This window comes from Paenibacillus sp. 2TAB23 (assembly GCF_052115165.1).
Taxonomy (GTDB): Bacteria; Bacillota; Bacilli; order Paenibacillales; family Paenibacillaceae; genus Pristimantibacillus.
The window spans coordinates 1-25,884 of record NZ_JBFRGD010000033.1 but is presented as its reverse complement, the minus strand read 5'-3'; the positions used below and the strand labels follow the sequence as shown (position 1 = coordinate 25,884).

Below are 25,884 nucleotides of genomic sequence, written 5' to 3'. Positions count from 1 at the left end.
ACTTGACATTTTAGTTAACTAAAGAGATCGAGCCCAATTTAATGCTGACATTTTATAATTTTACCATATCCAAAATGTCAAGTCAATAATTTTTATTCCATTTTCAAAGATATTTTCAAAACATCATTTGTCTTTTTTACCTATCCTTTTACAGCGCGGAAAATACGGTAGCCCTTATCCTTCGTAACTTCCTCAACATCCGCGAACAGCGACTCCAGTTTTGCTTTTGCCGATGGCGCGCCTTGTTTCTTCTGAATGACAACCCACATACAGCCACCTGGCTCAAGCAATTCAAAGCCTTCTTCAAAAATGCGATGAACTACGGTTTTACCGGCACGGATAGGCGGATTGGTTACAATGACATCGAATGTTTTCCCTATTACAGCTTCAAATAAGTCGCTCTGCAAAACTGTTACGTTAGCAATCTGATTAAGCTTTGCATTTTCTTTCGAGAGCTGCACCGCTCTTTCATTTATATCAATCATTGTTACATGCCCTTGCTCAGCAAGCTTGGCCGAAGTCAACCCGATTGGACCGTAGCCGCAGCCGACATCGAGAACGTTAGCATCTGTATTGATCTCAAGCGCGTCGATTAATACTTGACTCCCATAATCGACACCCGATTTCGAGAATACGCCTGTATCTGTCATAAACCGAAATGAAAAGCCTCTTAGTGACACTTCATGAACCTGACGATTATGCTTCACGTCCGGGCTTTGTGAGTAATAGTGATTCGACATAATTCATCACTCTCCCGTTATTACAATACTTCTTCCAACATTTAGATGTCATTCTTACGTGCGAAAGCCTACTCGCGTTGAAGGATAAGAATGTATAAGTCGTTTCATTTATACATTCTTATCCTTTAACATACAACGAACCCCTTGAAACCTGACGGATTCAAGGGGCTCGCCAGCCGATTCATCGTACAATCGCATGATCAGCTAATATGGTTTAACGAATACTACTTAACTTCTACAGAAGCGCCAGCTTCAGAAAGTTTAGCTGCAACTGCTTCAGCTTCTTCTTTAGCAACTTTTTCTTTAACAGCTTTAGGAGCGCTGTCAACCAAGTCTTTCGCTTCTTTCAGGCCAAGACCTGTAATTTCGCGAACAACTTTGATTACGTTGATTTTGGAAGCGCCAGCGCCGTTAAGGATAACGTCGAATTCTGTTTGCTCAGCTTCAACAGCCGCGCCTGCACCTGCTGCTGCTACTGGAGCTGCTGCAGTTACGCCGAATTCTTCTTCAATTGCTTTAACAAGCTCGTTCAGTTCAAGAACGTTCATAACTTTAATCGCTTCTAAGATTTGTTCTTTAGACATGATTATACCTCCGGGAATGTGGTTTATTTTTTTGTTTTATCCTAAGCCGGCTTACGCCGGTTCAATACTGTAAGCGGTTTTGAGTAGAAATTAAACGCCTGCTTCTTGTTTTTCACCGACTGCTTTAACTGCAAGCGCGAAGTTGCGCATTGGAGCTTGCAATACGCTGAGGAGCATAGAGAGCAAACCTTCGCGGGACGGAAGTTCCGCAAGAGCCTTAATTTCTTCTTGAGATACGACTTTACCTTCTACAACGCCGCCTTTAAGTTTCAAAGCATCGTTCTTCTTAGCAAAATCGTTCAAAATTTTTGCTGGAGCAACAGCGTCTTCCTTACCGAATGCAATTGCAGTAGGACCTGTAAGAATGTTGTTCAATTCTACATAATCCGTACCTTCAGTTGCGCGGCGAACGAGCGAGTTTTTAAGAACTTGGAATTCAATTCCTGCTTCACGAAGCTGTTTCCGAAGTTCAGTAACTTGCGCAACGTTCAATCCACGGTAGTCAGCTACTACTGTACTGGAGCTAGAAGCAATTTTCGCCGCGATTACGGCAACTGCCTCTTGTTTCTCTTGGATGATATTTGCGTTAGCCAAACTGTACACCTCCCGTAATAGTATACATTCCGTTAATTACGACGGGCTTTCCACGCCTCGATGCATGAGAAAGGCCTTCGCAGACACTGCGAAGGCCATGATGTCGTTATCGCGCATCAACCCGGAAAGGATTGAATATTGCTTACAAACGTTTTATCATAACACCTCGGTAGGAAATTAAGCCTTATGGCACCTACTGTCTACGGTATGCGTATTCGAATTTAGTTCCGTTCTTCTTAGCGATAAACCGCTGTAGAAACACGAGCGCCAGGGCCCATTGTCGAAGAAACGGCGATGTTTTTCAGGTAAACACCTTTTGCAGCAGCCGGTTTAGCACGGTTAAGTGCATCGATCAGTGATTTGAGGTTCTCGTTGAGTTTCTCAGCATCAAATGATACTTTTCCGATTGGAGCATGGATTTGACCTGCTTTATCAAGACGGTATTCAATCTTACCGGCTTTAATTTCTTGAACGGCTTTCGCAACGTCAAACGTTACTGTACCAGCTTTAGGGTTAGGCATCAAGCCTTTACCACCAAGAATACGTCCAAGTTTACCAACTTCAGCCATCATGTCCGGCGTTGCTACGCAAACGTCGAATTCGAACCAGCCTTGTTGGATTTTGTTGATCATGTCTGCATCGCCGACAAAGTCTGCGCCCGCAGCTTCCGCTTCTTTCACTTTTTCGCCTTTTGCGAAAACGAGAACGCGTTTTGTTTTACCAGTTCCGTGTGGAAGTACTACTACGCCACGAACGGCTTGGTCTTGTTTACGTGGGTCTACACCCAAACGAACTGCTACTTCAACGGATTCGTCAAATTTAGCTGTTGCTGCCTTCTTTACAAGCTCAATCGCTTCTAACGGCTCGTATGTTGCTTCGCTGTCAATCAGCTTAACAGCTTCTAGATACTTCTTACCTTGTTTAGCCATTGTAATTTCCTCCTCATGTGGTAGTAGCGGAAAATCCTCCTAAGGATGATCCTCCCACTCGCGAAAGCCAGAGCTTCGCAAAGCAAGCTACTCAGTAAAATTAGTCAACAATAGTTACGCCCATGCTGCGAGCAGTACCTTCAACCATACGCATTGCTGCTTCAACGGAAGCTGCGTTAAGATCCGGCATTTTTTGCTCAGCGATTTCGCGAACTTTGTCACGTTTCACAGTAGCGACCTTTTTCTTGTTCGGTTCGCCTGAACCTTTTTCGATACCAGCTGCGACGCGAAGCAATACTGCTGCCGGCGGCGTTTTTGTTTCGAAAGTGAAAGAACGGTCTTCAAATACTGTAATGACGACTGGAATAATCAAGCCTGCTTGATCTGCGGTACGAGCATTAAACTCTTTACAAAACGCCATGATGTTAACGCCTGCTTGACCAAGTGCTGGACCGATCGGCGGCGCTGGGTTTGCTTTACCTGCAGGAACTTGCAATTTGACCATTTTAATGACCTTTTTTGCCATGCCTGACACACCTCCTTACCCTTTATTCCATGCGTAAATAGCATATGCCACTGATTAAGAGGCATTGCCACTTCGCGTCCAAACCTCCACCAGTTAACCCAGTGGGCTTCGGAAACCAGATATTATATCTTCTCCACTTGAGTGTAATCCAGCTCTAGCGGGGTCTCCCTGCCAAACATGTTTACATGAACCTTCAACTTCGCTTTGTCCAGCAAAATTTCTTCTACTGTACCAACAAAATCTGCGAAAGGACCTACTTTGACGCGAACCGTTTCTTTCAAATCAAACTCGATTTTCGGTTTCGGCTCTTCCATGCCCATGTGCTTGAGAATTTGCTCAACCTCATCTGGCAATAGAGGAATCGGCTTTGAACCGGACCCAGTTGATCCTACAAATCCAGTTACGCCAGGCGTATTGCGAACAACGTACCATGAATCGTCGGTTTGAACCATTTCCACAAGAACATAACCGGGGTAGACTTTACGTTGGACAGTCTTTTTCTTACCGTCCTTCTCTACCACTTCGTCTTCCATAGGAACGAGCACGCGGAAGATTTTGTCCTCCATGCCCATTGATTCAACACGGCGCTCCAAATTGGCTTTCACCTTGTTCTCATAGCCTGAGTAAGTATGCACGACGTACCATCTTTTTTCCATCACAAATCCACCTTTGGACCATTCTTAAACAATGAATTCAACCAGAGACGAGATCCCGATGTCAAGAAGCCAGAAATAAATTGTTACAAACGTGATCGTCAACAATACCACGATCGAATAGCTTGTCAACTCTTTACGGCTTGGCCAGCGAACCTTCTTAAGCTCCGCCCAGCTGTCGGCAAAAAAACTAAACGTTGTACCAAAGCTTTGCTTTAGTTTAGCCAAAAATGCCACGTTCACACCTCCAATTGACTATCTCGTCTCGCGATGAGGAGTCTGCTCGTTACAGAACTTGCAAAACTTCTTCAACTCGATGCGGTCGGGGTGATTGCGTTTGTTCTTGCTGCTCGCATAGTTTCTCTGTTTGCAGTTTGTGCATGCCAACGTGATAATTACCCGCATTGAATTACACCTCCCGAACTGCTACAAAATACGAATCATGAAGCTCTATATGAAAGTTCATTGATTCCAACGCCAAAACGAAAAAAAACCTCGATTTTAGGCCTACCTAAACACTTTATCACACAGCAATTTTGATGTCAATGTAAAAGATAAGCGTCAAGCCTGCGAATAACTGGTAATTACAAGAGCATCGGGCTCGTTTCTACCATTATAGTCTACTTAAGCCCGTTTAAAACAAAAAGGACCTATATTCCATCCAGACACCGCCAGATGGAAGACAGCCCTCATTAATGACGATTTACGTATGAATGCGTTTAACCGCTAATGTCTCTGACTTCCAAATAACGTTCTAGCTTGCGTTTCACTCGTTGGAGAGCGTTATCAATGGATTTCACGTGTCGATCCAAATCGACAGCAATTTCCTGATATGACCTTCCGTCCAAATAAAGCATGAGCACCTTGCGTTCAAGATCGCTTAATATCTCGGACATTTTGTCTTCCAAACCAATGAATTCTTCTTGATTGATAATCAATTCTTCGGGATCAGATACTCGCGTACCGCAAATGACATCCAGCAGCGTGCGATCCGAATCTTCGTCATAAATGGGCTTATCAAGCGATACGTAGGAATTAAGCGGGATGTGTTTCTGACGCGTGGCTGTTTTGATGGCGGTAATAATCTGTCTAGTAATACACAACTCTGCAAAGGCCTTGAAGCTTGCTAGCTTGTCCCCTTTGAAATCACGAATTGCTTTATATAGACCTATCATACCCTCCTGCACGATATCTTCACGATCCGCACCGATAAGAAAATAGGAGCGCGCTTTAGCTCTCACGAAATTCTTATACTTATTAATCAAGTATTCCAACGCCATACTGTCGCCATTGCGGACCGCTTCGACGATATCCTCGTCCGTACTGCTGTCATACTCGAGCGTACTCCATTCTTTGAGGTCGATACTCACGAACTATCCCTCCGGCCTGCAAGGCGTACACCGCTAAGATTCGTATTCACGCAAATTTATCCTGCAGATCCAGTAGCATGGCCCTAGCAGCAATTTACGTTCAAAGATAAGAATGTTTCTTAAGGAAATACAGCACGTTCTTATCGCTAATAATAGAGTCAGTATACATTATGTAACCTTACACCGTCAACCAATCGGGCATCTGCGAACTGTTGAGTATCTAGCAATTTTGTAACTTTGTGGAATCCGCTTTGGCATTCGCTGCACTAAATAAGCAAACGCCGCTGCAATCGTTCCATTATTTTTCTCCGCGCCTTAGCTTTTCAAGCTGACTGCGGATTTCAAGGCTGACAATTCCGTCTACCGAATTGCGCGTGCCAGGCTTATCCTCTCGGAGCGATTGCTCTATGTTTTTGCGGTTTTGACCAATGTCGATGAGCAGTTCACGGGCAGAAACTCTAAGCGCGCCTTTGCCGAAAGCAACGTGCTGCTCCACCAAATCAGATGTGGCTACATAAATATTCCGGCGGCGCACATATAGCTCGGAGCATAGGCGCTCGATGCACTCATCCGCTGTTTCCTTCTCTTTCGTGTATACAATAGTCAGCTTATGATGTCTATACGTTGCACCTAGTCCCGGAACTTGATGCGCATCGAACACGACGTATACCTGCATCCCCGTAAAGCCTTGATAGTCTGCCATCATGTCCAGCAGCTTGTCCCGCGCTTCCTCAAGGTCGTATTCCTTGAGCTTCTCAAGCACAGGCCAAGCGCCTATCATGTTATAACCGTCGACTAACAAAATATCGTCCTTCCGGTTCATCACCTAAAGGCTCCGGCGTTGACGTACAACCTCATACATAAGAACGCCTGCCGCGACAGAAGCGTTCAAGGAGTTCAATTGCCCGAGCATCGGCAATTTAACGAGAAAATCACATTTCTCCTTGATCAGTCTTCCCATTCCTTTGCTTTCATTGCCGATAACCACAACGAGCGGCATGTCGAATTTCATTTTGTAAACATCCTGCGAAGCGCTCAGATCGGTACCAGCTACCCACACTCCAGCCTCTTTCAGCTTATCGATGGTTTGAGCGAGGTTCGTCACGCGTGCAACAGGCACATGCTCTGCCGCTCCCGCTGATGTTTTCAAAACCGTTGCCGTTAAACCTGCGGACCGTCTTTTCGGGATAATCACGCCATGAACCCCTGTGCACTCTGCGGTACGCAATATTGACCCTAGATTATGAGGATCCTCGATCTCATCGAGCAGCAAAATAAAAGGAATCTCATCCCGTTCCTTTGCGCGTTCAAGAATTTCTTCAACCTCGACATAAGCAAATGCGGCGGCCTGTGCTACTACTCCTTGATGCGTAACTCCAGGAGTTAAGCTGTCCAGCTTTCTTTTATCAACGAACTGTACGACGATTCCGAACTTTTTCGCTTCCGCGACAATCGGCTGTGTCAGTGTTTTCTGAGCGCCATCGGCAATCCAAATTTTATTAATTTCCCGTCCAGAGCGTAGAGCTTCAAGTACCGGATGCTTACCCGCAATCATCTCGTCTTGTATCGTTTCTTCCGTCATTCGGTTACCCTCCTCGTATCTTTATAGTATTGTGCAAGGCTTCATTAGCCTTCTACTGGCTGATGCTTTCCGATTGCAATCGAAAATAGCTCATGTATGCGTTCGATGCGGCCTTCATAATAGAGATAGCCGACAAGGCTCTCCAAAGCTGTTGCAAGCCGGTAATCTGCAAGATCCGCATTTTTGGGAGGTGCTCCCGATTTCGAATTGCGGCCGCGGCGGACGATGTCCGCCTCTTCTTCAGTCAAATGCGGCTGCCATAGATCAAGCACCCTTTTCTGGCCTTTAGCCGAAACAAACTTAGTTGCTTCACGGTGTATATGATGAGACTTTTGATTAGGAAGCGATATTAAATACTGTCTTACCAAAAGCTCGAATACAGCATCCCCCATATATGCTAGAATGACGGGGTTCATCAGCTGCGGTGTTTTGGAGGGTGCATGAAACAACAGTGCGTTCGTATCTATGCGCTCACTCATTTGCGCCGCCAGCGGATACCCTGAGGCGTATCCTCAAGGACAATGTTTTTCTCTGTGAGCAGTACCCGAATTTCATCCGCTCTCGCCCAGTTTTTCGAAGCCCTTGCTTCCGTACGTTCTACGATAAGCTGTTCGATGTCCGCGTCAAGAAGCTCTGAATCCGCCTGCGGCTGCGGCAGCAAGCCAAGCACCGCATCCATGTGCTCGAGCAGCGTGAGCAACGCACTTACTCCGCCTGCGGCTGCTTCGGATCGATTAAGATATTGATTCGCCTCGGCAACCAAATCAAACACGGAGGTGATAGCGTCTGGCGTATTGAAATCATCGCTCATTTTGGCGTGGAACTGGTCATGAATAACTTTCAACCTTGCATCGAGCTCTGCATCCTCAGATGCGACAAGTCCAGTAGTTCCTACTGCTGCTTGACTTGTTCCGCCTGCAGATGCTGCAAGCCTATGCCTAAGGTTGACCGCGCAATTAGCGATCCGCTCCACGCTATTCTCCGCTTGCGCTACAGTATCATCGCTGAAATTAAGCGGACTGCGATAATGCGTAGAAAGCATGAAGTAACGAATAGCATGAGGTTTAACCCGCTTCACAAGCTCATGAACCGTGATGCCATTGCCAAGAGATTTGGACATCTTCTCGTTATTGATATGAATGTACCCGTTATGCATCCAATAATTCGCCAGCGGCTTTCCTGTCAGTGCCTCGGATTGCGCCACTTCGCATTCATGGTGGGGGAATTGCAGATCATGCCCGCCTCCGTGTATATCGAGCGTATCGCCCAGGTAAGCGCGAGCCATAGCCGAGCATTCAATGTGCCAGCCTGGGCGCCCTTCTCCAAAAGGACTTTCCCACTTAATCTCTCCCGGCTTCGCGCCTTTCCACAATACGAAGTCCTGCGGGCTCTCTTTGCGGTCGCCAATCTCAACACGAATACCAAACTGAAGCTCCTCGATGTTCTGATGCGACAGCTTGCCATAATCAGCAAAAGCAGACGTTCGGTAATAAACATCGCCATCGCTCATATAAGCATAGCCTTTGTCGATTAGACCTTGGATAAACGCAATAATTTGAGGAATATGCTCCGTTACACGCGGATTGAGCGTTGCCTTGTGCACACCAAGCGCTTCAATGTCTGCATAAAATGCCGCAATGAACTTTTCCGCTACTTCCGGCACCGAAGTGCCAAGCTGTTCGGCTTTGCGGATTAGCTTATCGTCCACGTCCGTAAAGTTAACGACGTATTGCACGTCATTCCCGGTTTCCTCCAAATAACGACGTACAACATCAAAGAAAATAACGGGGCGTGCATTGCCGATATGGATATAATCGTACACGGTTGGGCCGCATACATACATTTTAACCCTACCCGGTTCTTGGGGCACAAAAGGCTCTTTCAGCCTCGAAACTGTATTGTATATGGATACTGTCATTTTCGTATCTCTCCTCCGGCCACTGGTTCCCGAAGCTGCTTCAGCTCGGTTTTTAATTCATCAATTTCCTTCTGCATCGTACGGAACATTTCAATTACTGGATCCGGGAGCTGCGTATGGTCCAGACGGTCGGCTACCCGCTCGCCGTTTCGTTTCACGACACGCCCTGGATTTCCGACTACCGTACAATTCGTCGGCACTTCCCGAAGCACAACCGCATTGGAGCCTATATTAGAAAACTCGCCCACTTGGAAGGAGCCCAGCACCTTCGCTCCAGAACCAATAACTACATTATTGCCAATTGTCGGGTGGCGCTTACCTTTCTCCTTGCCGGTTCCGCCCAGAGTAACGCCTTGATAGATCACAACATCATCGCCAATCTCGCAGGTTTCCCCGATAACGACACCCATGCCGTGGTCAATAAACAGCCGATCGCCGATTCGCGCGCCTGGATGGATCTCTATCCCTGTCATGAACCGGCTTACCTGAGAGATCATTCGAGCTATCGTGAACCAGCCTTTTCGGTATAATGGATGTGCGATACGGTGTGCCCATATGGCATGCAAGCCCGAATAGGTGAAAACAACCTCGAAGCGGCTGCGTGCAGCCGGATCATTCTCAAAAACCGCTTGGATGTCCGATCGAAAGTGACGAAACATAAGCAATGCTCCTTTGTCATGCGCTCATAAATTTCCAATAAAAAAGCCTCTGCAGCATATTATGCTGCAGAGGCGTGCAATCTCGCGGTTCCACTCTGCTTGAACAAGCAAGGCGACGTTCAGCCTTGGATCATTCATCTCAAAGTCTTTAACGCAGACGATACGTTGCTGCCTACCCTGCCCAGTCCCATGTACGCCTTCAAGAACGATTATGCGTCTCCGCCTAATCCTACTGATCGTGCATGTCATGCTGAAGCAGCTCGGAACAAAGCTCCCAGGTGCATATTTCCGTTCGGTGGACCAGACAACTTGCAGCCCCATCCGAGTCTCACAGCCGCACCAAAATGGGGCGTCGATTCGAATGACGGTTGTCCTCTCTGCGAATCCACAAGCAAACGTACTTCTCCTGTTCATGGCTGTTCGATTCATTCTTCTATTAGTCATAGTATACCGAATACCCAAAAATGTGACAAGGGTATTCTATCCGTACGGTTTGCTTTACCCGAACAGCTGTTAAACTGACCGACTAGCCAGTCGATCCCGAAGTCGCTTAATAACCTTCTCTTCGCCAAGCAAAGCAAGTGACTGATTAAGGTCAGGACCATGCGTCTGTCCAGTCAGCGCTGCCCGGATCGGCATGAATAGCTGCTTGCCTTTGAAGCCGGTAGCTTTCTGAACGGCTTTAATCATGTCCTTGATGCCGTCAACCTCGAATGGCGTCTCGCCCGCTTCAACAAGCGTCAAAAAAGCCTGAAGCACGGTCGGGACCTGCTCCTCTGCCAGAACGGCTGCTGCCTCTTCCTCGTCCTCCACCGTATCGCGGAAGAAAAGCTCCGTCATCGGCACGATATCCGAAGCGCTGCGCAGCTTGTCTTGATGCAGGGCAACCAAATCCGTCACCCATTTCCGTCCATCAGCGTCAAGCTCGCTATCTAAGCGGCCCGCCTGCTGAAGGTGCGGCAGACATAGATCAACTACTCTCGCCGTGTCTGCTTTTTTCAAATATTCGTTATTCATCCAGCTAAGCTTCTGCGTATCGAATACGGCAGGGCTTTTGCTTAATCGATCCGCATTGAATACGGAAACCAGCTCTTCACGCGTAAAGATCTCTTGCTCGCCCTCTGGCGACCAGCCGAGCAGCGTAATGAAATTAAACATGGCTTCTGGCAGATAACCTAGATCGTCATACTGCGAAATGAACTGAATGATGGACTCGTCGCGTTTGCTTAGCTTCTTGCGCTGTTCATTCACGATAAGCGTCATATGGCCGAATATAGGAGGCTCCCATCCAAAAGCTTCATAGATCATCAGTTGGCGCGGCGTATTCGAAATATGGTCTTCGCCGCGCAGCACATGGCTGATTCTCATCAAATAATCGTCCAGCACAACCGCAAAGTTGTACGTGGGAATGCCATCCTTCTTCACGATGACGAAATCGCCCATTTCGGCTGTATCAAAGCTGATCGAGCCTTTAACCAGATCATCAAATGCATAGGTACGACCTTCCGGCACGATAAAGCGAATGCTCGGTATACGGCCCTCCGATTCAAATGCCTGACGCTGCTCCTCGGTCAGATGACGATGCCGGCCGGAATATCGAGGCGTCTCACCGCGTTCTGTCTGCTCTTCCCGCTCCTGCTCCAGCTCTTCCTCCGAGCAGTAGCAACGATACGCAAGACCCCGATCTAGAAGCTCCTGCCAATATTTGCTGTATATGTCGAGGCGCTCTGTCTGCCGATACGGTCCGTAGCCGCCTCCAATGTCGATGCTTTCATCCCAATCGATGCCCAGCCACTTCAAATACTTGAGCTGGCTTTCTTCCCCACCCGCAACATTGCGCTTCACATCGGTATCCTCGATCCGAATGATGAATTTGCCGCCTTTGTTTCTAGCATACAAATAATTAAATAAGGCCGTTCTTGCATTGCCGATATGTAAATGGCCCGTCGGTGACGGGGCATAGCGAACTCTTACCTCTGCTGTCATCTCCAATTACCTCCTAAAAGTTTAGCGGAGCGATTGCCGGTCTCCGCAAGCAATGCCCCTCCATGAATAAATCCGATCATATCACATCCATGATTAGACAAACAACGGATTGCGCCGCAATCCCCTCACCGCGTCCTGTGAATCCAAGCTGCTCGGTTGTCGTTGCTTTGACATTCACCTGTGAAATGTCTGCTTCCAGCGCCTTGGCAATGATGGCCGACATCTGCGGAATATAAGGCAGCATTTTGGGCCGCTGCGCTATAATGGTTGAATCGATATTGCCAAGCTTATAGCCGCGCTCACGCACGAGTTTCCATACTTCCTCAAGCAGCTTAAGGCTATCAGCATCTTTGTAGGCTGCATCCGTGTCAGGAAAATGCTTACCGATATCCCCAAGCCCAAGCGCGCCTAGAATAGCATCCGTTATCGCATGAAGAAGCACATCCGCGTCTGAGTGGCCTAGCAGCCCTTTCTCATAAGGAATCGTAACTCCGCCAATTATACATGGACGACCCTCTACCAATTGATGCACGTCAAACCCTTGTCCCACTCGAATCATCTTCGCTCACCTTTCCCCTCTGCCCTGTCGGCACGACGCTTCGCAAGCAAAAATTCCGCCCACGGCAAATCCTCAGGCGTCGTTATTTTAATATTGGTGTATTCTCCTTCAGCGACCGTGACGTTCACTCCCATGCGCTCAACCACCATCGCATCATCCGTCCCAACGAACTGCTCCGCTAATGCCCGCTCATGCGCTTCAAGCAGCAAGACACGTCGAAAAGCTTGCGGCGTTTGTATCGCCCACAAGCTTCGGCGGTCTGGCGTAGAGACAATCACACCCGCTTCATTGACTTGTTTAATCGTATCTTTAACAGGAACGGCAAGTACGGAGGCACCGCTTTGTTCAGCCTGCGAGCAGCATGCCCGCACAGCATCAGCGGTGACAAGCGGTCGCACTCCGTCATGGACCATCACCCAGTCCGTTGTCAGCTCCTGCAGCCCGCAATGTACGGAATGCTGCCGCTCTTTTCCACCAGCTACGACTGCCGTTACTTTCGACATTCCATATTCCTTCACCCAACCGCTGCAGCGTTCCACATCGTCGCTTCCGACGACAAGCACCGCTTCCTTGACCCAATCCAGTGACTGAAAGAGCTCTAGCGTATGTACAAGGATTGGCTTGTCCGCTAGCTGCAAATATTGCTTGCTTTCCTTCGTACCCATCCGCGTGCCTTTACCGGCCGCTACGATGATGACTCCCCAATCTGCTCCCATGCATCGACCCGCCTCATACCGTGTTATAGGATATGCGTCTATACAGCTTTCCCTATAGCTGCCTTATCCTTCACCGCGAAACGAGCTTTTGCCGCCGTGGAGCGGCGTCAGCCGTTTGCGCTTTAACAATAGTACTATCATACCTTGTTACAGCGCTTTTTCCAACAGCTTCGGCTTTGCGAATATCATTCTTCCAGCTGAGGTTTGCAGTACACTGGTCACGAGCACTTCCATCGTTGTACCAATATATTCACGTCCGCCTTCGACTACGATCATCGTGCCGTCATCCAAATAAGCGACGCCTTGCCCATGCTCTTTACCGTCTTTTATCACTTGTACGATGATTTCTTCTCCCGGTAAAACAACTGGTTTTACTGCATTAGCCAAATCATTGATATTGAGCACAGAAACGCCCTGAAGCTCACAAACCTTGTTTAAATTGAAATCGTTGGTCACGACTTTTCCATGCAGCGCTTTAGCGAGCTTCACAAGCTTGCTGTCCACCTCGCCGATCTCTTCGAAATCTCCTTCATAAATCAGAACCTTCACATCAAGCTCTTTTTGAATTTTGTTCAAAATATCAAGCCCGCGGCGTCCTCTATTGCGCTTAAGCAAATCGGATGAATCTGCAATGTGCTGAAGCTCCTCGAGCACAAACTCCGGAATGACCAGCGTACCTTCAATGAATCCTGTCTTGCAGATATCCGCAATACGGCCGTCAATAATAACGCTCGTATCGAGAATCTTATGTTCCTCATAGCCGCCAGCCTCATCAGCTGGTGGCGCAACTCTGCGCTTCTCCAGCATGGCAGCGAACCCGTCTGCGAGCTCCTGCTGCTTATTCAAGCCAATGCGCAAGCCCAAATAACCAAAGCATACCATCATTGCTGCTGGAATTAAGCTTCCGAGGCCATCAAGACCCGATACTGCTGGATAGATCAATACAGTAAGCAATAAACCTGCAAGAAGCCCTCCTGCGCCTGCGATCAGCTGCTGCATCGGCAGCGCAGCCGCCTGCTCGGCTCCTTTTTGCATATAACGGATAATTTGACCTGCGAGCATCGTTGCCACAACTACACCAAAAACCGCGCCAATGGCTACATTCATGTAATAAGTGCCGGATCGCTGCAGCATACCGAAGGATGAGCCTGACCATACGGCCGCTCCATTCACCCATCCGTATACCTCGCCACCTGCCATACCACCGAACAACATTCCCATCAATTGAATAATTCGTCTAACCATTATGGTTCACCTCCACTACAATTATGTTCCAATAATTGCCTTGTTAACCGTGGGGGCGCCTATTAATTGCAAACATTTATAAATTTTAATAATTCACATTTTGTAAACGGTCGGGATCAAGCTTATAATGGAGTTAAAGATTTCAACATACGAGGTTGGTGAAAGAGGTGGAACCGATGAGCGCTCCTACACTGGATCAATTTCAGCAGCAAGTATCCGAATTGCTGCTTAGGCACCGCAGCTTGTTAGATGTAATGTCCAAATTCGGACAGTCCGGCGCTTCGGTCAATCGTGCAGTCACGAAAGCAGTCACTGACTGCGGCTGTATCGAGCTGAACGCACGCAAGCAGCAATATTCGGATGAACTGAATCTTGAGAACGCCAAAACGACGCTGCAAAGTCATCTCACGGGCGCCGTTTGCGAGCATTGCCGTGACGCGCTTAAGAATGATTTAGGGCGCAATCTGTTCTACATGACTGCCTTGTGCAACTTGCTAGATATTCAGTTGGATGAGGTTATTGCAGATGAATACGACAAATGCTCAACATTAGGTCTGTTTAATTTAACGTAGCATGCAAGAACGGCTATCAGCATGAAGCTTTGGGGAGCCTCTCTCTCCAAAGCTTTTTTTATTTCCGGTTTATTTCTATTTTATATCCCGCTGAAATAATGCCCTATCTCATGCTCTGGAAGCTCCAGCACCAAATCAACGATTACAGCGTCAAATTGCGTATTCCGGTGTCGCTCAAGCTCTCTGTAAGCTTCGGACGCAGTTAGCGGTTTCTTATAAGGACGCATGGATAACATCGAGTCCAGCGCATCGATAACGGAACAGGCTCTTGCAAACAAGGGGATTTGCTCGCCTTTCCTGCCCTCCGGATATCCCGTTCCGTCATATCGCTCATGATGAAACCTTACCAATTGCAAAATATTTTCGTCATAAAAGGATTGGTTTCGAAGAATCTCCTCACCATAAACTGGATGCTTGCGAAGTACGCTCCACTCCCAGTCGTTCAATCTCTCTTTTTTATGCAAAATATCGTTCGGCACCTTCGTTTTCCCTACGTCGTGAAGAAAACACCCTCTTATAAACGCAGCATGCTCCTTCTCGTCAATCGGTAAATAAGGAACAACAATTTCGGCTAACAAAGCTACTCTAACACAATGTCTGTACGTAGCAGGGCTCTTGTACATCAAGTACTTCATCCAACTGCCCGCGCCCGTATGCTGCATAGAAATCACTTCCGCATAGCTCTGACTAATCGTCATCCGTTTCTCCTCTTCAACCGAATTAAAATGACAATTCAGTTGCCTTTGTAACTTTTTTTGTAAATCGCAGTCTATAGATTAGAAAAAATATACATACAGCGAGGTGTCGCATAATAACAGTTATACGACAACAAGAGGAGGATATCTGATGAGAACGGAAGCTATTTTCGAAGAAAAAGCCATATTGCACGTAATGCATGAGAAAGAACCGCGCTTTACAGACGAACAAAAAATCCAAATGTTTTTGAGCAGTAGAAGCCAATCCCAACATACCTACAAAAGCTACTTTAGAGCAATCGAACGCTTCCGCATGTTCATATCCGGAAGAAATCTGAATGATGTTTCGTGGCGAGAAATAGAAGCATTCAAGCTCTTTCTAATGTCCATAAAAAACGAGAAAACCGGGCTCCCGTTGGCACCTGCAACGATCTCTGCCATTATTGCAGCTCTCAAATCTTTATATAAATGGGGCTGCGATCCCAACATCGGGTTGTTCAAACAGAACCCGACCAGCAGCGTCCGCCTCCCTGTTATTCCCTTGACGAGCAAAAAGCATTTTCTCACAAAAAACGAGGTGGGCAAGCTTTTGCATTTTCTGCAGCATGACAATGAACGCAACTATTTAATTGCTTTAAGCCTTCTCCTGCTTGGACTACGCGTCTCCGAGCTATGTGCAATCAAATGGTGTGACTTCTACTCAGACCCGTTAGAGTCCACCGTGTGGCTTACGGTGACGAAGGGCAAAGGGGGAAAAATAAGAGATATCAAGGTTCCTCGCCATTTATGGATGCTATACTCTCGCTATCTCGACCGCCAGCCCCATCTAAGCAATCGAGCAGATGTGGTTATATTCGGTATATCATCAAGGCAAGTTGAACGAATGATTAAAATTTCTTGTTCCAAAACCGGACTGGACAAGCCCGTTACACCCCACTGGTTGAGGCATACTAACGCAACACTCGCCCTGCTGAATGGCGCCTCTCTGCAACAGGTTCAAGAGAGTTTAGGCCATGCACATATCAATACGACGCAACGCTACCTGCATACGGTTGAACAACTTGCCAAGTCGGCTTCAGATTATGTAGAGGAAGTATTGATAAGCTATATCTAAAAGACTGGAACAAAGGTTCTTGAGACCTAGACAAGCACTCGCAACGTTGTTAAGATGGTATTAATGGCATATAATAGTAAGTAACAAATTCGTTTATAGTGTATAAATTTGTCGTATAACTGTTATTATGCGACTACCTAACTAAAAATATTATATTTTATTCATTAAATCGCTATTACATAACGCAATAATAATCAAATAACTAATTAATAAACAAAAAATAGCGATTCTAAACACAATTTACTGTGTTCGAATCGCTATTTTCTCATCTTTATTTGCATGTCATGCAGGTTTTTCTGATTGGACGGTATCATCAACAACCTCGTCACGCTTCTTACGTTTCCGATTCCGTTTAGGCAGTCGGCGATCAACGTTTTTTTTTAGGCCGTACAGCGCATATAACAGCAGCGGTACAAACAATATTTTGGAAAGATCATTTTTGAAAAACAAACCAAGCACCACAGCCACTACAATGATTATCGGTACAACCCAAACGGCACTCTTCGGGATGCCAACTTTCTTGAAGTTTGGATATTTGATCGTACTCACCATGAGCAGAGAAAGTACAACCGTGCTTGTTAACAGTATAGAAACATAAATGTCGTCTTTGAATAAAGCCATTGTCGCCAGGACGCCTCCAGCCGCCGGTATAGGGAGACCGATGAAATATCCTGGAGCGCTTGAAATCACATTAAAGCGAGCAAGCCGCAGTGCGCCGCATATGGGAAACAACGCCGTAACAATCCACGCCAACGCGGGACTAAGATCTTGAAAAGCAACTACGTACATAATAAAAGCTGGTGCTACGCCAAACGAAATGACATCGGATAACGAGTCAAGCTCCTTACCGAATTCGCTTTGAACGTTCAGCGCCCGAGCAACGCGTCCGTCTACACCATCAAGCAGCATGGCGATTAAAACCATCATTGCCGCCGTATCTGGTTTTTCATTAAATACAAGAATGATGGCGATTACTCCTAAGAATAAATTCCCCACCGTGAGAAGGCTCGGTATCGATTTTGCGATCATCTTTTCCACCTCTTCTCTACTATGCCCCAAAACACGAACGAATGCACAAGTTCGTACAGAACCACATTCTATCTATTGTATGGGATTTAGATTTGCCTGTCAATGAACATCTGCTCTTGAATCCGTTTAAGACCCTCTTTGATCGCACGTGCACGTACTTCTCCAATGCCCTCTACTTCGTCCAGCTCCTCAATTGTAGCCATCAGAATGTGAGGCAGACGGCCAAAACGTTCAATTAAGTTATTCATGATGATGAGCGGCAACCGAGGAATTTTGTTCAATAAACGGTATCCGCGAGGGGAGACGGATTCATCATTCATATTGCTTGTATGTTGATAGCCAATTAGTCGAATAATTGGAGGTGCATCCAACAGCTCATCCGAGCTTAGTTTTTTCAGACCAGCACGAATTTCCCGGATTTTCTCATCCGAATTTTCTTTCGCATAGTCCTTAAGTAAGTACCAGGCGTCCTCTTCCACGCCTCCAACCAGCTCATCCATTTGCATGCTGATAAGGCGGCCTTCCGTGCCAAGCTCATTCACGTAACGTTTGATTTCCATTTTTATACGCAGCACCATCTCAACACGCTGGATGACATGAGCCACTTCCTGGAGGGTAACCAGTTCCTCGAACTCAAGCGCCGATAAATTCGTAAACGATTGGCTAAGCACCGCTTTATATTTCTCCAGCGTTTGAATCGCTTGATTCGCTTTCGTAAGTATGACACCCATATCTTTCAGAGAGTATCTTAGATTACCTTGGTAAAGTGTAATGATATTGCGACGCTGGGATATGGAAACGACCAGCTTGCCGGTCTGCTTCGCCACGCGCTCCGCCGTACGGTGCCTAATTCCCGTTTCTATCGACGGAATCGAGCTGTTCGGGATGAGCTGCGTGTTCGCATACAATATCCTTCGCATATCCTCGCTTAGTATAATCGCGCCATCCATTTTGGCTAGCTCATACAAGTAGTTAGGCGAGAAGTCGCAGTTAATGGAGAAACCTCCATCAACGACCTCCATAACCTCAGGACTGTAGCCTACAACAAGCAATGCCCCCGTTTTAGCCCGAAGCACATTCTCAAGCCCATCACGAAAAGGGGTACCTGGTGCGACTAATTGCAACAATTGATTCATAATTTCAAGCTGAGTAGGTTCTTTCATCGTCTGCCCCCCTATCCAAGCGCTGCTTTAAGTGCTTCCGACACTGTGCTTACGCCGATAATTTCAATACCTTCGGGCGGCTTCCACCCTTTTAAACTTTTCTCCGGCATAATAACGCGTTTGAAGCCCAGCTTCTCCGCTTCTTTCACCCGCTGTTCTGCCCGTGATACTGCGCGAACCTCACCCGTAAGCCCAACCTCGCCAAATATAACATCGTAAGGCTTCGTTGGCGCGTCTCGAAAGCTTGAGGCGATGCTGACTGCAGCCGCGAGATCGACTGCCGGCTCGTCAAGCTTTACACCGCCTGCCACATTCAAATAAGCATCCTGCGTTTGCAAAAACATCCCGTTGCGCTTCTCGAGTACCGCGATAATCAGCGCCATGCGATTGTGATCAATACCCGTTGACATTCTTCTCGGGGATGGAAAGTTTGTTGTCGCCACTAGCGCCTGAAGCTCCACGAGTACAGGTCTCGTTCCCTCCATGCTCGCAACGACCGTCGACCCCGATACGCCAAGCGGCCGCTCGGATAAGAACAATTCTGAAGGGTTCGAAACTTCCCTAAGCCCATCCTCGCCCATTTCGAAAATGCCGATTTCATTCGTCGAACCGAAACGGTTTTTGACTGCCCGCAAAATGCGATAAGTATGATGGCGCTCTCCTTCGAAATAAAGAACACAATCAACCATATGCTCGAGCAATCTTGGGCCGGCAATAGCCCCTTCCTTCGTAACGTGGCCGACCAGAACCGTTGCAACTCCTTTGATTTTGGCTACTCTCATGAAATGCGCTGTGCATTCACGAACCTGCGATACGCTACCAGGCGCAGATTGCACATTAGGGTCATATACGGTCTGTATGGAGTCAATGACGAGAAAATCCGGCTGAACCGATTCGATCGCATCGTTAATTTGCTCCATATTGGTCTCGCATAATACATACAGCGATTCCGTCAAGGCACCTAGACGATCCGCTCTAAGCCGCGTTTGCCGTACCGACTCCTCTCCCGAAATATAAAGAACCTTTAGCCCTTTCACGGCAAGGGCATGCGAGGTCTGCAGCAGCAGCGTTGACTTCCCGATACCCGGGTCACCGCCGACAAGGATCAGTGAGCCTGGCACAACGCCTCCGCCTAACACGCGGTTTAGCTCAAGCATCCTTGTTTCAATACGTGGCTCTTGCCCACTTTCTATATGTATGATGGACTGCGGCTTTTCTTTCGCATGAAACGAAGACAATCCGACTCCCTTCGTTTTAACCACCGTTTCCTTCTCTTCCACCATGGAGTTCCAAGCATGGCAGCCCGGGCATTTGCCAAGCCATTTCGCCGATTCGGTCCCGCACTCTGAACAAACAAACTTCGTTTTTATTTTGGCCATTCTGTACTCCTTAAACGTTATGGGCTAGCATGAATAGATGAAGCCATCCCTAGCGATTCTGCTTAAAATGACACTATATAAAGTTTACCATTTTATCCCCCATGTATAAACCCACATTGTGAACGAAAAAAAGGCGATAACCTATTTATTATTCGTTAACCACAGCTAAACCTATCCCATTTACCCGTTTTTATATTCTATCCACAGATTTGCCAACAACTTATCAACATTATCCACAAGTCATCAACATATCCCCACAGCGATCGCTTGAAAAAATGACATAAAAAAGGCTCCCTTTATCCACAGTGGATAAGAGAGCACTCCCATACCTTTATGTTCGTATGATTCAATTAGCATCCGCCACGCCTTCGCTGTGTTGCACAATTCCCGCTTGTCTGGCAACTAAGACGCGATGCGTAGTGAGCTGCGAACCGAGCATTACGCATTCGGTTTGCTCCCTTTTCCCGGACTGCTGCGCACCTTTCCCCTTGTATGCATGTGCTTGCCGGAAGGAGTCACTGTTCACCCAGCCCTCAAAAGATGCTTTATTTTCCCAAGTCGTGCTGACCTTCAGCTCATCGTACTCCTCTAATCCTTCCGTGAACAATACCTCCATTCGCAAAAAACCTGGGGATAAATCAATTCCCTTAGAATTTACGAATCGGTTAGCCACGGTTTCCCCATAACCTTTTTTTACTTTTATCGTATTGGTAACAACTATCATCGTTGTTCCTCCTATTGTATCGCATCCTACCTATCCTCTTATTATACGATAATGATTCTCATTGTCAATTAATTGCATAATAAAAGCTGCCCCGCAAACTGATAGTTCTGTTCGCGGGACAGCTCGTATGAAACGATTATTTGGTTGTGGATTCCTCAGGCTCTTGTTCCGGAATAGACTTGCTGACCGTTAAGCCGCCGTCTTTTTCATCGATCGTGAACGTATCGCCTTTTTGGATTAAACCCATTAATAGGTCCTCTGACAAGCGATCCTCGATATGCTTCTGGATAGCACGACGCAACGGACGCGCACCATATTGCGGGTCGTAGCCTTCTTTGGCAAGAAACGCTTTGGCAGCATCGGTCAATACGAAGTCAACCTCTTGCTCACGCAGGCGCTTGCGCAGCTCCTCTGACATCAGCGTTACGATTTGAGCGATATGCTCCTCACCAAGGGAATGGAACACGATGCTCTCATCGATACGGTTCAAGAACTCAGGACGGAAGCTTTTCTTAAGCTCTGCCATAACTTTATCCTTCATTTGCAAGAAATCGCGTCCTGCATCCTGAACGGCGGTAAAGCCTAAGGAAGAATTCTTCTTAATTTGATCGGCGCCGACATTCGAAGTCATGATGATCAATGTGTTGCGGAAATCGACCACACGTCCTTTCGAATCGGTCAGTCGGCCATCTTCAAGTACTTGCAGCAAAATATTAAATACTTCCGGATGGGCTTTCTCGATCTCATCGAGCAACACCACGGAGTAAGGCTTGCGGCGTACCTTCTCGGTCAATTGGCCGCCTTCTTCATAGCCAACGTAGCCCGGAGGCGCTCCGACTAGACGGGACGTAGAGTGCTTCTCCATGTATTCCGACATGTCGATTCGGATAACGGCGTTCTCATCTCCGAACATCGCTTCGGCAAGCGCTCTTGCCAGCTCTGTTTTACCAACACCAGTTGGACCTAGGAATATGAATGAGCCGATCGGACGCTTCGGATCCTTTAGACCGGCACGCGCACGGCGTATCGCTCGCGATACCGATTTAACCGCATCTTCTTGGCCAATAATGCGATCATGCAAAATATCTTCCATCTTCAGCAAACGCTCGGTTTCGCCTTCGGCCATTTTACTTACTGGAATTCCTGTCCAGCTCGCTACAACCTGAGCAATATCCTCTGGCGTTACTTCAGAATCAGTGCGCCCTTGTTTTTCTTTCCACTGATTTTTCGTGATATCAAGCTCTTCGCGAATTTTTTGCTCCGTATCACGGAGCGCTGCAGCTTTCTCAAACTCCTGGCTCTGAACCGCTGCATCCTTTTCTTTGCGGATATCCTCAAGACGGTTTTCTAGCTGCTTTAGGTTAGGAGGTACCGTGTATGAGTTCAAACGCACCTTGGATCCAGCTTCGTCAATAAGGTCAATCGCTTTGTCCGGCAGGAACCGATCTGGAATATAGCGATCAGACAGCTTCACTGCTTGCACAATAGCCTCATCCGTAATTTTTACACGGTGATGCGCCTCGTAACGGTCACGCAATCCGTACAATATTTGAATGGCTTCCTCAGGGGATGGCTGATCGACCGTAATCGGTTGGAATCGGCGCTCTAACGCTGCATCCTTCTCGATATATTTCCGATATTCATCCAGCGTTGTCGCGCCAATGCATTGCAGCTCGCCGCGTGCCAATGCCGGCTTCAAAATATTCGAAGCATCAATCGCGCCTTCAGCCCCCCCTGCACCAATAAGTGTATGAAGCTCATCGATGAATAGAATGATATTGCCAGCTTGCCGAATTTCGTCCATGATCTTTTTCAGACGATCCTCGAATTCGCCGCGGTATTTCGTACCGGCTACAACCGAACCCATATCCAACGTCATTACACGTTTGTCGCGCAATGTTTCAGGAATTTCATTTTCAATAATTTTCTGTGCTAGACCCTCGGCAATAGCTGTTTTACCAACGCCCGGCTCGCCAATCAGCACGGGATTGTTTTTGGTACGGCGGCTAAGCACTTGAATAACGCGCTCTATTTCCTTGCTGCGCCCAATAACAGGATCTAAATTTCCTTCCTTTGCATAGGCAGTCAAATCTCTGGCAAGACCGTCTAGCGTCGGCGTGCTTACGTTCGCTTGAGATCCGTGGTTGCTCGATACGGCCTCACTGCTGCCTAGAAGCTGCAATACTTGCTGACGAGCCTTATTAAGGCTAATGCCGAGATTGTTGAGCACGCGTGCTGCCACGCCCTCTCCCTCACGAATAAGGCCGAGCAAAATATGCTCCGTTCCTACATACGTATGTCCAAGCTTTCTAGCCTCATCCATTGAGAGCTCAATGACCTTTTTCGCACGAGGCGTATATGCAATATTGTTTGGCTGCTCTTGACCGCGGCCAATCAACGCTTCAACCTCGTCCTGAATTTTTTCAAGTCCAAGTCCAAGTCCGATTAATGCTTTTGCTGCTATGCCTTCCCCTTCGCGGATAAGACCAAGTAAAATATGCTCCGTACCTATATTGTTATGTCCTAGACGAACCGCTTCTTCCTGCGCCAATGCCAGCACCTTCTGTGCTCGCTCCGTAAATCTTCCAAACATCATAGTTACGCACCCCCATGGCCTTTTTCCACACGCAATTGATTGCGTATGAGTTCTGCTCTCCTGAAATCCCTCTGGTCTGGACTCATCTTCTCATCGAAGGTTTGCTGTAAGAATCCAGGCTGAGTCATGACTAAGAGCTCGTTTAACACTTGCGGCGTGACATCCGGCAGTATGCCAAGGTCTGCGCCGAGCCTTACATCAGATAGTCGCTGCGCAGATTCTTTCGAATCCATGATCTGAGCATGTGATAATATCCCATACGACCTTTTCACGCGATCTTCTGTCCTTAATCTTGAATCATGCATCAGCCGCTTGCGAGCAGCCTTCTCATGCTCAATAATCTGCCTTGCTACACCGTATAAATTTTCGATAATTTCATTCTCCGATTGTCCTAGCGTAATTTGGTTCGACACTTGAAATAAATTGCCAAGCGCCTCACTCCCTTCGCCATACAATCCTCTAACGGCTAATCCAACCTGCGTTACCGCTGACAATATGCGATTAATTTGCGACGTAAGCACGAGAGCCGGAAGATGCATCATAACCGAGGCTCGAATGCCCGTTCCTACATTCGTCGGGCAAGTCGTCAAATAACCGCGTTTCTCATCAAAGGCATAATCAGCAGATTCCTCAAAAATATCGTCAATTCCGCTGGCCAATGCCCAAGCCTCCTGGATTTGAAAACCCGGATACAGACATTGAATGCGCAAATGATCTTCTTCGTTAATCATTATGCTAACAGATTCGTTATCGCTCAAAATAACGGCCCCGCATCGCGAATCATTCGCTAAATTAGGACTGATTAAATGCTTTTCTACAAGCACCCTTTTATCAAGCTCGCTCAAATCCGATAATACGATTGTCTCAAAAGAACCAATAGACTGCAGCTTGCCGCTCTGGCTCACTTCTGTAAGCTGATCCATTACATCCTTGGATTGCTGATTTGTTGCAAGCAGCGGAAAAGGCTGATGACGTAAATTACGCGCTACCCGCACTCTGCTGCTTATGACAATTTCGGATTCGGGGCCAGTGTCCTTCATCCATTCACTAAGCGCATGCTGTGAGAATCGATGCTTAGTCAAGAGGATCATTCACTCCTTCTATGCCGGCCTACAGGTCTGCAATTTTTCGTTCCAACTCGCGTATCCGGTCACGCAGCTGTGCCGCGCTCTCGAACTCCTCCTGATCAATCTTCTCCTGCAGATTCCGTCTTAGCTCCTCAATTTCCCGCTTGCACTGGATTTGACCGCCTGAGCGCTTGGGAATTTTGCCGCTGTGCACGGTACTGCTGTGAACACGCTTGAGCAGCGGATCGAGCTTGCTTTCAAACGCTTGATAACAGGAGCTGCAGCCGAAACGACCAATCTTGCTGAACTGCGTATAAGTAAGGCCGCATTCCTCGCATTGAAGCGTTGGCTGCTTAATACCGACGATACTCGAACCGCCTAACTGTTCGAAGTCAAGGAGACCTGACAATAAGCTATGAATAGAAAAACTATTCGGCGCGCCAGGAATGCCTTCCCCCTTCTCACGAGCACAGCTTTCACAAATGTGAAATTCGGTTTTCTCACCATTGACGATTTTTGTAAAATGAAGCGTAGCCGGCTTTTGGCCGCATTCTTGGCAAAACAAGCCTGATCCCTCCTCCCGGTATTAACGGCTGTTCATTATTTAACGAGCAGTGAGATAAGCATGGATCTAAGCAACCGCGCTCGAATTTCATCTCTTAACGGCAGCTTAAGTGCGATGGTATCGCGATGGACTGCCGCACGAAGCAAATTCCCTTCGCGTTTGGTTATAAGCCTTGCTTCCTCAAGCTGATAAATAAGTCCTTCCGCCGCACCTTGGTCCACGCATTCCCCCACCGTTTCTTCGATGTGGAACTGAATCGCCTTCAGTGCCGGAAGATCAATCCGTTGTATTCGGATATAGCCTCCGCCTCCGCGCTTACTTTCAACCATGTATCCTTTCTCCATGGTAAATCGAGTACTGATTACATAATTGATTTGCGAAGGTACACAAGAAAATTTGTCAGCCAAGTCATTACGTTGAATTTCTACTGCGCCCTCCGGACTATCCTGGAGCATAAGCTTCAAATACTGCTCGATGAGATCGGAAATGTTTCGCAAACCACCAACCTCCCTGAGAAATAACCAATAAAACTAAAATTGAAACAAAACAAGCATATCGATGTTGCAGTCAAATCAGTCATACACCAAATATTCGGACAATTGACTTTGACTTTCTTTGACCTTGATTTTATTATATGCAATTTCCGCAAAAGGTCAAGTGCTCCTTAAAAAACATTTACTATTAGCTTGGTGTCGTTACAAGCCGTTTATACATATGCCTATAGAAAATAAATCAAATTAACGGGTAAAACAAAAAACCTACCGCATAAATGCGATAGGTTTCTCGTGCTTGGCGACGTCCTACTCTCCCAAGACCCTGCGGTCTAAGTACCATTGGCGCTGGAGGGCTTAACGGTCGTGTTCGGTATGGGAACGCGTGGTTCCCCTCCGCCATCGCCACCAAACGTAGCGTGTTACAC

29 protein-coding genes, 1 rRNA gene and 1 other annotated feature are annotated in these 25,884 nt (G+C 47.2%); of the genes, 2 read left to right on the top strand and 28 right to left on the bottom strand.

Annotated features, from left to right (window positions below):
* Nucleotides 1-140: 140 nt before the first annotated feature.
* The 18 genes from AB4Z29_RS29625 to AB4Z29_RS29540 all read right to left on the bottom strand — a co-directional run bounded on the left by AB4Z29_RS29625 (nucleotide 141) and on the right by AB4Z29_RS29540 (nucleotide 14,061).
* Entirely contained in the window at nucleotides 141-740 is a 600-nt protein-coding gene (locus AB4Z29_RS29625) for a class I SAM-dependent methyltransferase (protein ID WP_441946539.1), read from the bottom strand.
* Nucleotides 741-964: 224 nt separating this feature from the next.
* Nucleotides 965-1,324, bottom strand: coding sequence for a 50S ribosomal protein L7/L12 (rplL, locus tag AB4Z29_RS29620; protein ID WP_183571379.1), 360 nt, complete (start codon nucleotides 1,322-1,324; stop codon nucleotides 965-967).
* Between the two features lie 90 nt (nucleotides 1,325-1,414).
* On the bottom strand, nucleotides 1,415-1,918 hold the full coding sequence (gene rplJ, locus AB4Z29_RS29615; protein ID WP_441946538.1) for a 50S ribosomal protein L10: 504 nt from the start codon (nucleotides 1,916-1,918) through the stop codon (nucleotides 1,415-1,417).
* Nucleotides 1,919-1,975: 57 nt separating this feature from the next.
* Nucleotides 1,976-2,142: a sequence feature (ribosomal protein L10 leader region), on the bottom strand.
* A 12-nt stretch (nucleotides 2,143-2,154) separates the two neighbouring features.
* Nucleotides 2,155-2,847, bottom strand: coding sequence for a 50S ribosomal protein L1 (gene rplA / locus AB4Z29_RS29610; protein WP_183571375.1), 693 nt, complete (start codon nucleotides 2,845-2,847; stop codon nucleotides 2,155-2,157).
* Nucleotides 2,848-2,947: 100 nt separating this feature from the next.
* Complete coding sequence (gene rplK / locus AB4Z29_RS29605) at nucleotides 2,948-3,373, bottom strand: 50S ribosomal protein L11 (protein ID WP_028609671.1); 426 nt, start codon at nucleotides 3,371-3,373, stop codon at nucleotides 2,948-2,950.
* Between the two features lie 122 nt (nucleotides 3,374-3,495).
* Entirely contained in the window at nucleotides 3,496-4,029 is a 534-nt protein-coding gene (nusG, locus tag AB4Z29_RS29600) for a transcription termination/antitermination protein NusG (protein WP_053373884.1), read from the bottom strand.
* A 24-nt stretch (nucleotides 4,030-4,053) separates the two neighbouring features.
* Entirely contained in the window at nucleotides 4,054-4,263 is a 210-nt protein-coding gene (secE, locus tag AB4Z29_RS29595) for a preprotein translocase subunit SecE (RefSeq protein ID WP_138756299.1), read from the bottom strand.
* Nucleotides 4,264-4,281: 18 nt separating this feature from the next.
* Complete coding sequence (rpmG, locus tag AB4Z29_RS29590; RefSeq protein ID WP_015847242.1) at nucleotides 4,282-4,431, bottom strand: 50S ribosomal protein L33; 150 nt, start codon at nucleotides 4,429-4,431, stop codon at nucleotides 4,282-4,284.
* A 314-nt stretch (nucleotides 4,432-4,745) separates the two neighbouring features.
* Nucleotides 4,746-5,396: an RNA polymerase sporulation sigma factor SigH gene (sigH, locus tag AB4Z29_RS29585; protein ID WP_054025342.1), complete on the bottom strand. Its 651-nt coding sequence runs from the start codon at nucleotides 5,394-5,396 to the stop codon at nucleotides 4,746-4,748.
* A 298-nt stretch (nucleotides 5,397-5,694) separates the two neighbouring features.
* On the bottom strand, nucleotides 5,695-6,219 hold the full coding sequence (locus tag AB4Z29_RS29580; RefSeq protein WP_441946561.1) for an NYN domain-containing protein: 525 nt from the start codon (nucleotides 6,217-6,219) through the stop codon (nucleotides 5,695-5,697).
* A gap of 3 nt (nucleotides 6,220-6,222) precedes the next feature.
* Nucleotides 6,223-6,978, bottom strand: coding sequence for a 23S rRNA (guanosine(2251)-2'-O)-methyltransferase RlmB (rlmB, locus tag AB4Z29_RS29575; RefSeq protein WP_183571371.1), 756 nt, complete (start codon nucleotides 6,976-6,978; stop codon nucleotides 6,223-6,225).
* A 44-nt stretch (nucleotides 6,979-7,022) separates the two neighbouring features.
* The gene (locus tag AB4Z29_RS29570; protein ID WP_441946537.1) at nucleotides 7,023-7,457 is read right to left on the bottom strand and encodes a Mini-ribonuclease 3; all 435 of its coding nucleotides are present in this window, start codon (nucleotides 7,455-7,457) and stop codon (nucleotides 7,023-7,025) included.
* Entirely contained in the window at nucleotides 7,454-8,896 is a 1,443-nt protein-coding gene (gene cysS, locus AB4Z29_RS29565) for a cysteine--tRNA ligase (RefSeq protein WP_441946536.1), read from the bottom strand. Before cysS ends, AB4Z29_RS29570 begins: the two co-directional genes overlap by 4 nt.
* The gene (gene cysE / locus AB4Z29_RS29560) at nucleotides 8,893-9,555 is read right to left on the bottom strand and encodes a serine O-acetyltransferase (protein WP_441946535.1); all 663 of its coding nucleotides are present in this window, start codon (nucleotides 9,553-9,555) and stop codon (nucleotides 8,893-8,895) included. Before cysE ends, cysS begins: the two co-directional genes overlap by 4 nt.
* 513 nt (nucleotides 9,556-10,068) lie before the next feature.
* Nucleotides 10,069-11,541: a glutamate--tRNA ligase gene (gltX, locus tag AB4Z29_RS29555; protein ID WP_441946534.1), complete on the bottom strand. Its 1,473-nt coding sequence runs from the start codon at nucleotides 11,539-11,541 to the stop codon at nucleotides 10,069-10,071.
* 76 nt (nucleotides 11,542-11,617) lie between these two features.
* The gene (gene ispF / locus AB4Z29_RS29550; protein ID WP_441946533.1) at nucleotides 11,618-12,100 is read right to left on the bottom strand and encodes a 2-C-methyl-D-erythritol 2,4-cyclodiphosphate synthase; all 483 of its coding nucleotides are present in this window, start codon (nucleotides 12,098-12,100) and stop codon (nucleotides 11,618-11,620) included.
* Nucleotides 12,097-12,816 carry a 2-C-methyl-D-erythritol 4-phosphate cytidylyltransferase gene (gene ispD, locus AB4Z29_RS29545; RefSeq protein WP_441946532.1) on the bottom strand — a complete coding sequence of 240 codons (720 nt, stop codon included), beginning with the start codon at nucleotides 12,814-12,816 and terminating at the stop codon, nucleotides 12,097-12,099. Before ispD ends, ispF begins: the two co-directional genes overlap by 4 nt.
* 147 nt (nucleotides 12,817-12,963) lie before the next feature.
* Nucleotides 12,964-14,061 carry a PIN/TRAM domain-containing protein gene (locus AB4Z29_RS29540; RefSeq protein WP_441946531.1) on the bottom strand — a complete coding sequence of 366 codons (1,098 nt, stop codon included), beginning with the start codon at nucleotides 14,059-14,061 and terminating at the stop codon, nucleotides 12,964-12,966.
* Between the two features lie 176 nt (nucleotides 14,062-14,237).
* Here AB4Z29_RS29540 and AB4Z29_RS29535 point away from each other — a divergent pair, with 176 nt between their 5' ends.
* Entirely contained in the window at nucleotides 14,238-14,633 is a 396-nt protein-coding gene (locus AB4Z29_RS29535) for a DUF1573 domain-containing protein (RefSeq protein ID WP_138756310.1), read from the top strand.
* 80 nt (nucleotides 14,634-14,713) lie between these two features.
* On the opposite strand, the gene AB4Z29_RS29530 is transcribed toward AB4Z29_RS29535, so the two are convergent.
* Nucleotides 14,714-15,331 (bottom strand): HD-GYP domain-containing protein, encoded by a 618-nt coding sequence (locus tag AB4Z29_RS29530; RefSeq protein ID WP_441946530.1) that lies wholly within the window; start codon nucleotides 15,329-15,331, stop codon nucleotides 14,714-14,716.
* Nucleotides 15,332-15,479: 148 nt separating this feature from the next.
* Between AB4Z29_RS29530 and AB4Z29_RS29525 the strand changes: the two genes are divergently transcribed.
* A complete protein-coding gene (locus AB4Z29_RS29525; protein WP_441946529.1) occupies nucleotides 15,480-16,442 on the top strand; it encodes a tyrosine-type recombinase/integrase in 963 nt (320 codons plus the stop codon).
* 282 nt (nucleotides 16,443-16,724) lie between these two features.
* On the opposite strand, the gene pssA is transcribed toward AB4Z29_RS29525, so the two are convergent.
* The 9 genes from pssA to rrf all read right to left on the bottom strand — a co-directional run bounded on the left by pssA (nucleotide 16,725) and on the right by rrf (nucleotide 25,869).
* Nucleotides 16,725-17,471 (bottom strand): CDP-diacylglycerol--serine O-phosphatidyltransferase, encoded by a 747-nt coding sequence (gene pssA / locus AB4Z29_RS29520; RefSeq protein ID WP_183571350.1) that lies wholly within the window; start codon nucleotides 17,469-17,471, stop codon nucleotides 16,725-16,727.
* Between the two features lie 86 nt (nucleotides 17,472-17,557).
* Nucleotides 17,558-18,634 carry a DNA integrity scanning diadenylate cyclase DisA gene (gene disA / locus AB4Z29_RS29515; RefSeq protein WP_183571348.1) on the bottom strand — a complete coding sequence of 359 codons (1,077 nt, stop codon included), beginning with the start codon at nucleotides 18,632-18,634 and terminating at the stop codon, nucleotides 17,558-17,560.
* Between the two features lie 11 nt (nucleotides 18,635-18,645).
* Complete coding sequence (radA, locus tag AB4Z29_RS29510; protein WP_183571346.1) at nucleotides 18,646-20,013, bottom strand: DNA repair protein RadA; 1,368 nt, start codon at nucleotides 20,011-20,013, stop codon at nucleotides 18,646-18,648.
* 346 nt (nucleotides 20,014-20,359) lie between these two features.
* A complete protein-coding gene (locus tag AB4Z29_RS29505) occupies nucleotides 20,360-20,737 on the bottom strand; it encodes an antibiotic biosynthesis monooxygenase (RefSeq protein ID WP_441946528.1) in 378 nt (125 codons plus the stop codon).
* A 136-nt stretch (nucleotides 20,738-20,873) separates the two neighbouring features.
* A complete protein-coding gene (gene clpC / locus AB4Z29_RS29500) occupies nucleotides 20,874-23,333 on the bottom strand; it encodes an ATP-dependent protease ATP-binding subunit ClpC (RefSeq protein ID WP_441946527.1) in 2,460 nt (819 codons plus the stop codon).
* 2 nt (nucleotides 23,334-23,335) lie between these two features.
* Nucleotides 23,336-24,424: a protein arginine kinase gene (locus tag AB4Z29_RS29495; protein WP_441946526.1), complete on the bottom strand. Its 1,089-nt coding sequence runs from the start codon at nucleotides 24,422-24,424 to the stop codon at nucleotides 23,336-23,338.
* 19 nt (nucleotides 24,425-24,443) lie between these two features.
* Nucleotides 24,444-24,965, bottom strand: coding sequence for a UvrB/UvrC motif-containing protein (locus AB4Z29_RS29490; protein ID WP_441946525.1), 522 nt, complete (start codon nucleotides 24,963-24,965; stop codon nucleotides 24,444-24,446).
* A gap of 35 nt (nucleotides 24,966-25,000) precedes the next feature.
* Entirely contained in the window at nucleotides 25,001-25,462 is a 462-nt protein-coding gene (locus tag AB4Z29_RS29485) for a CtsR family transcriptional regulator (RefSeq protein ID WP_441946524.1), read from the bottom strand.
* Nucleotides 25,463-25,752: 290 nt separating this feature from the next.
* A 5S ribosomal RNA gene (gene rrf, locus AB4Z29_RS29480) occupies nucleotides 25,753-25,869 on the bottom strand.
* Between the last annotated feature and the right edge of the window lie 15 nt (nucleotides 25,870-25,884).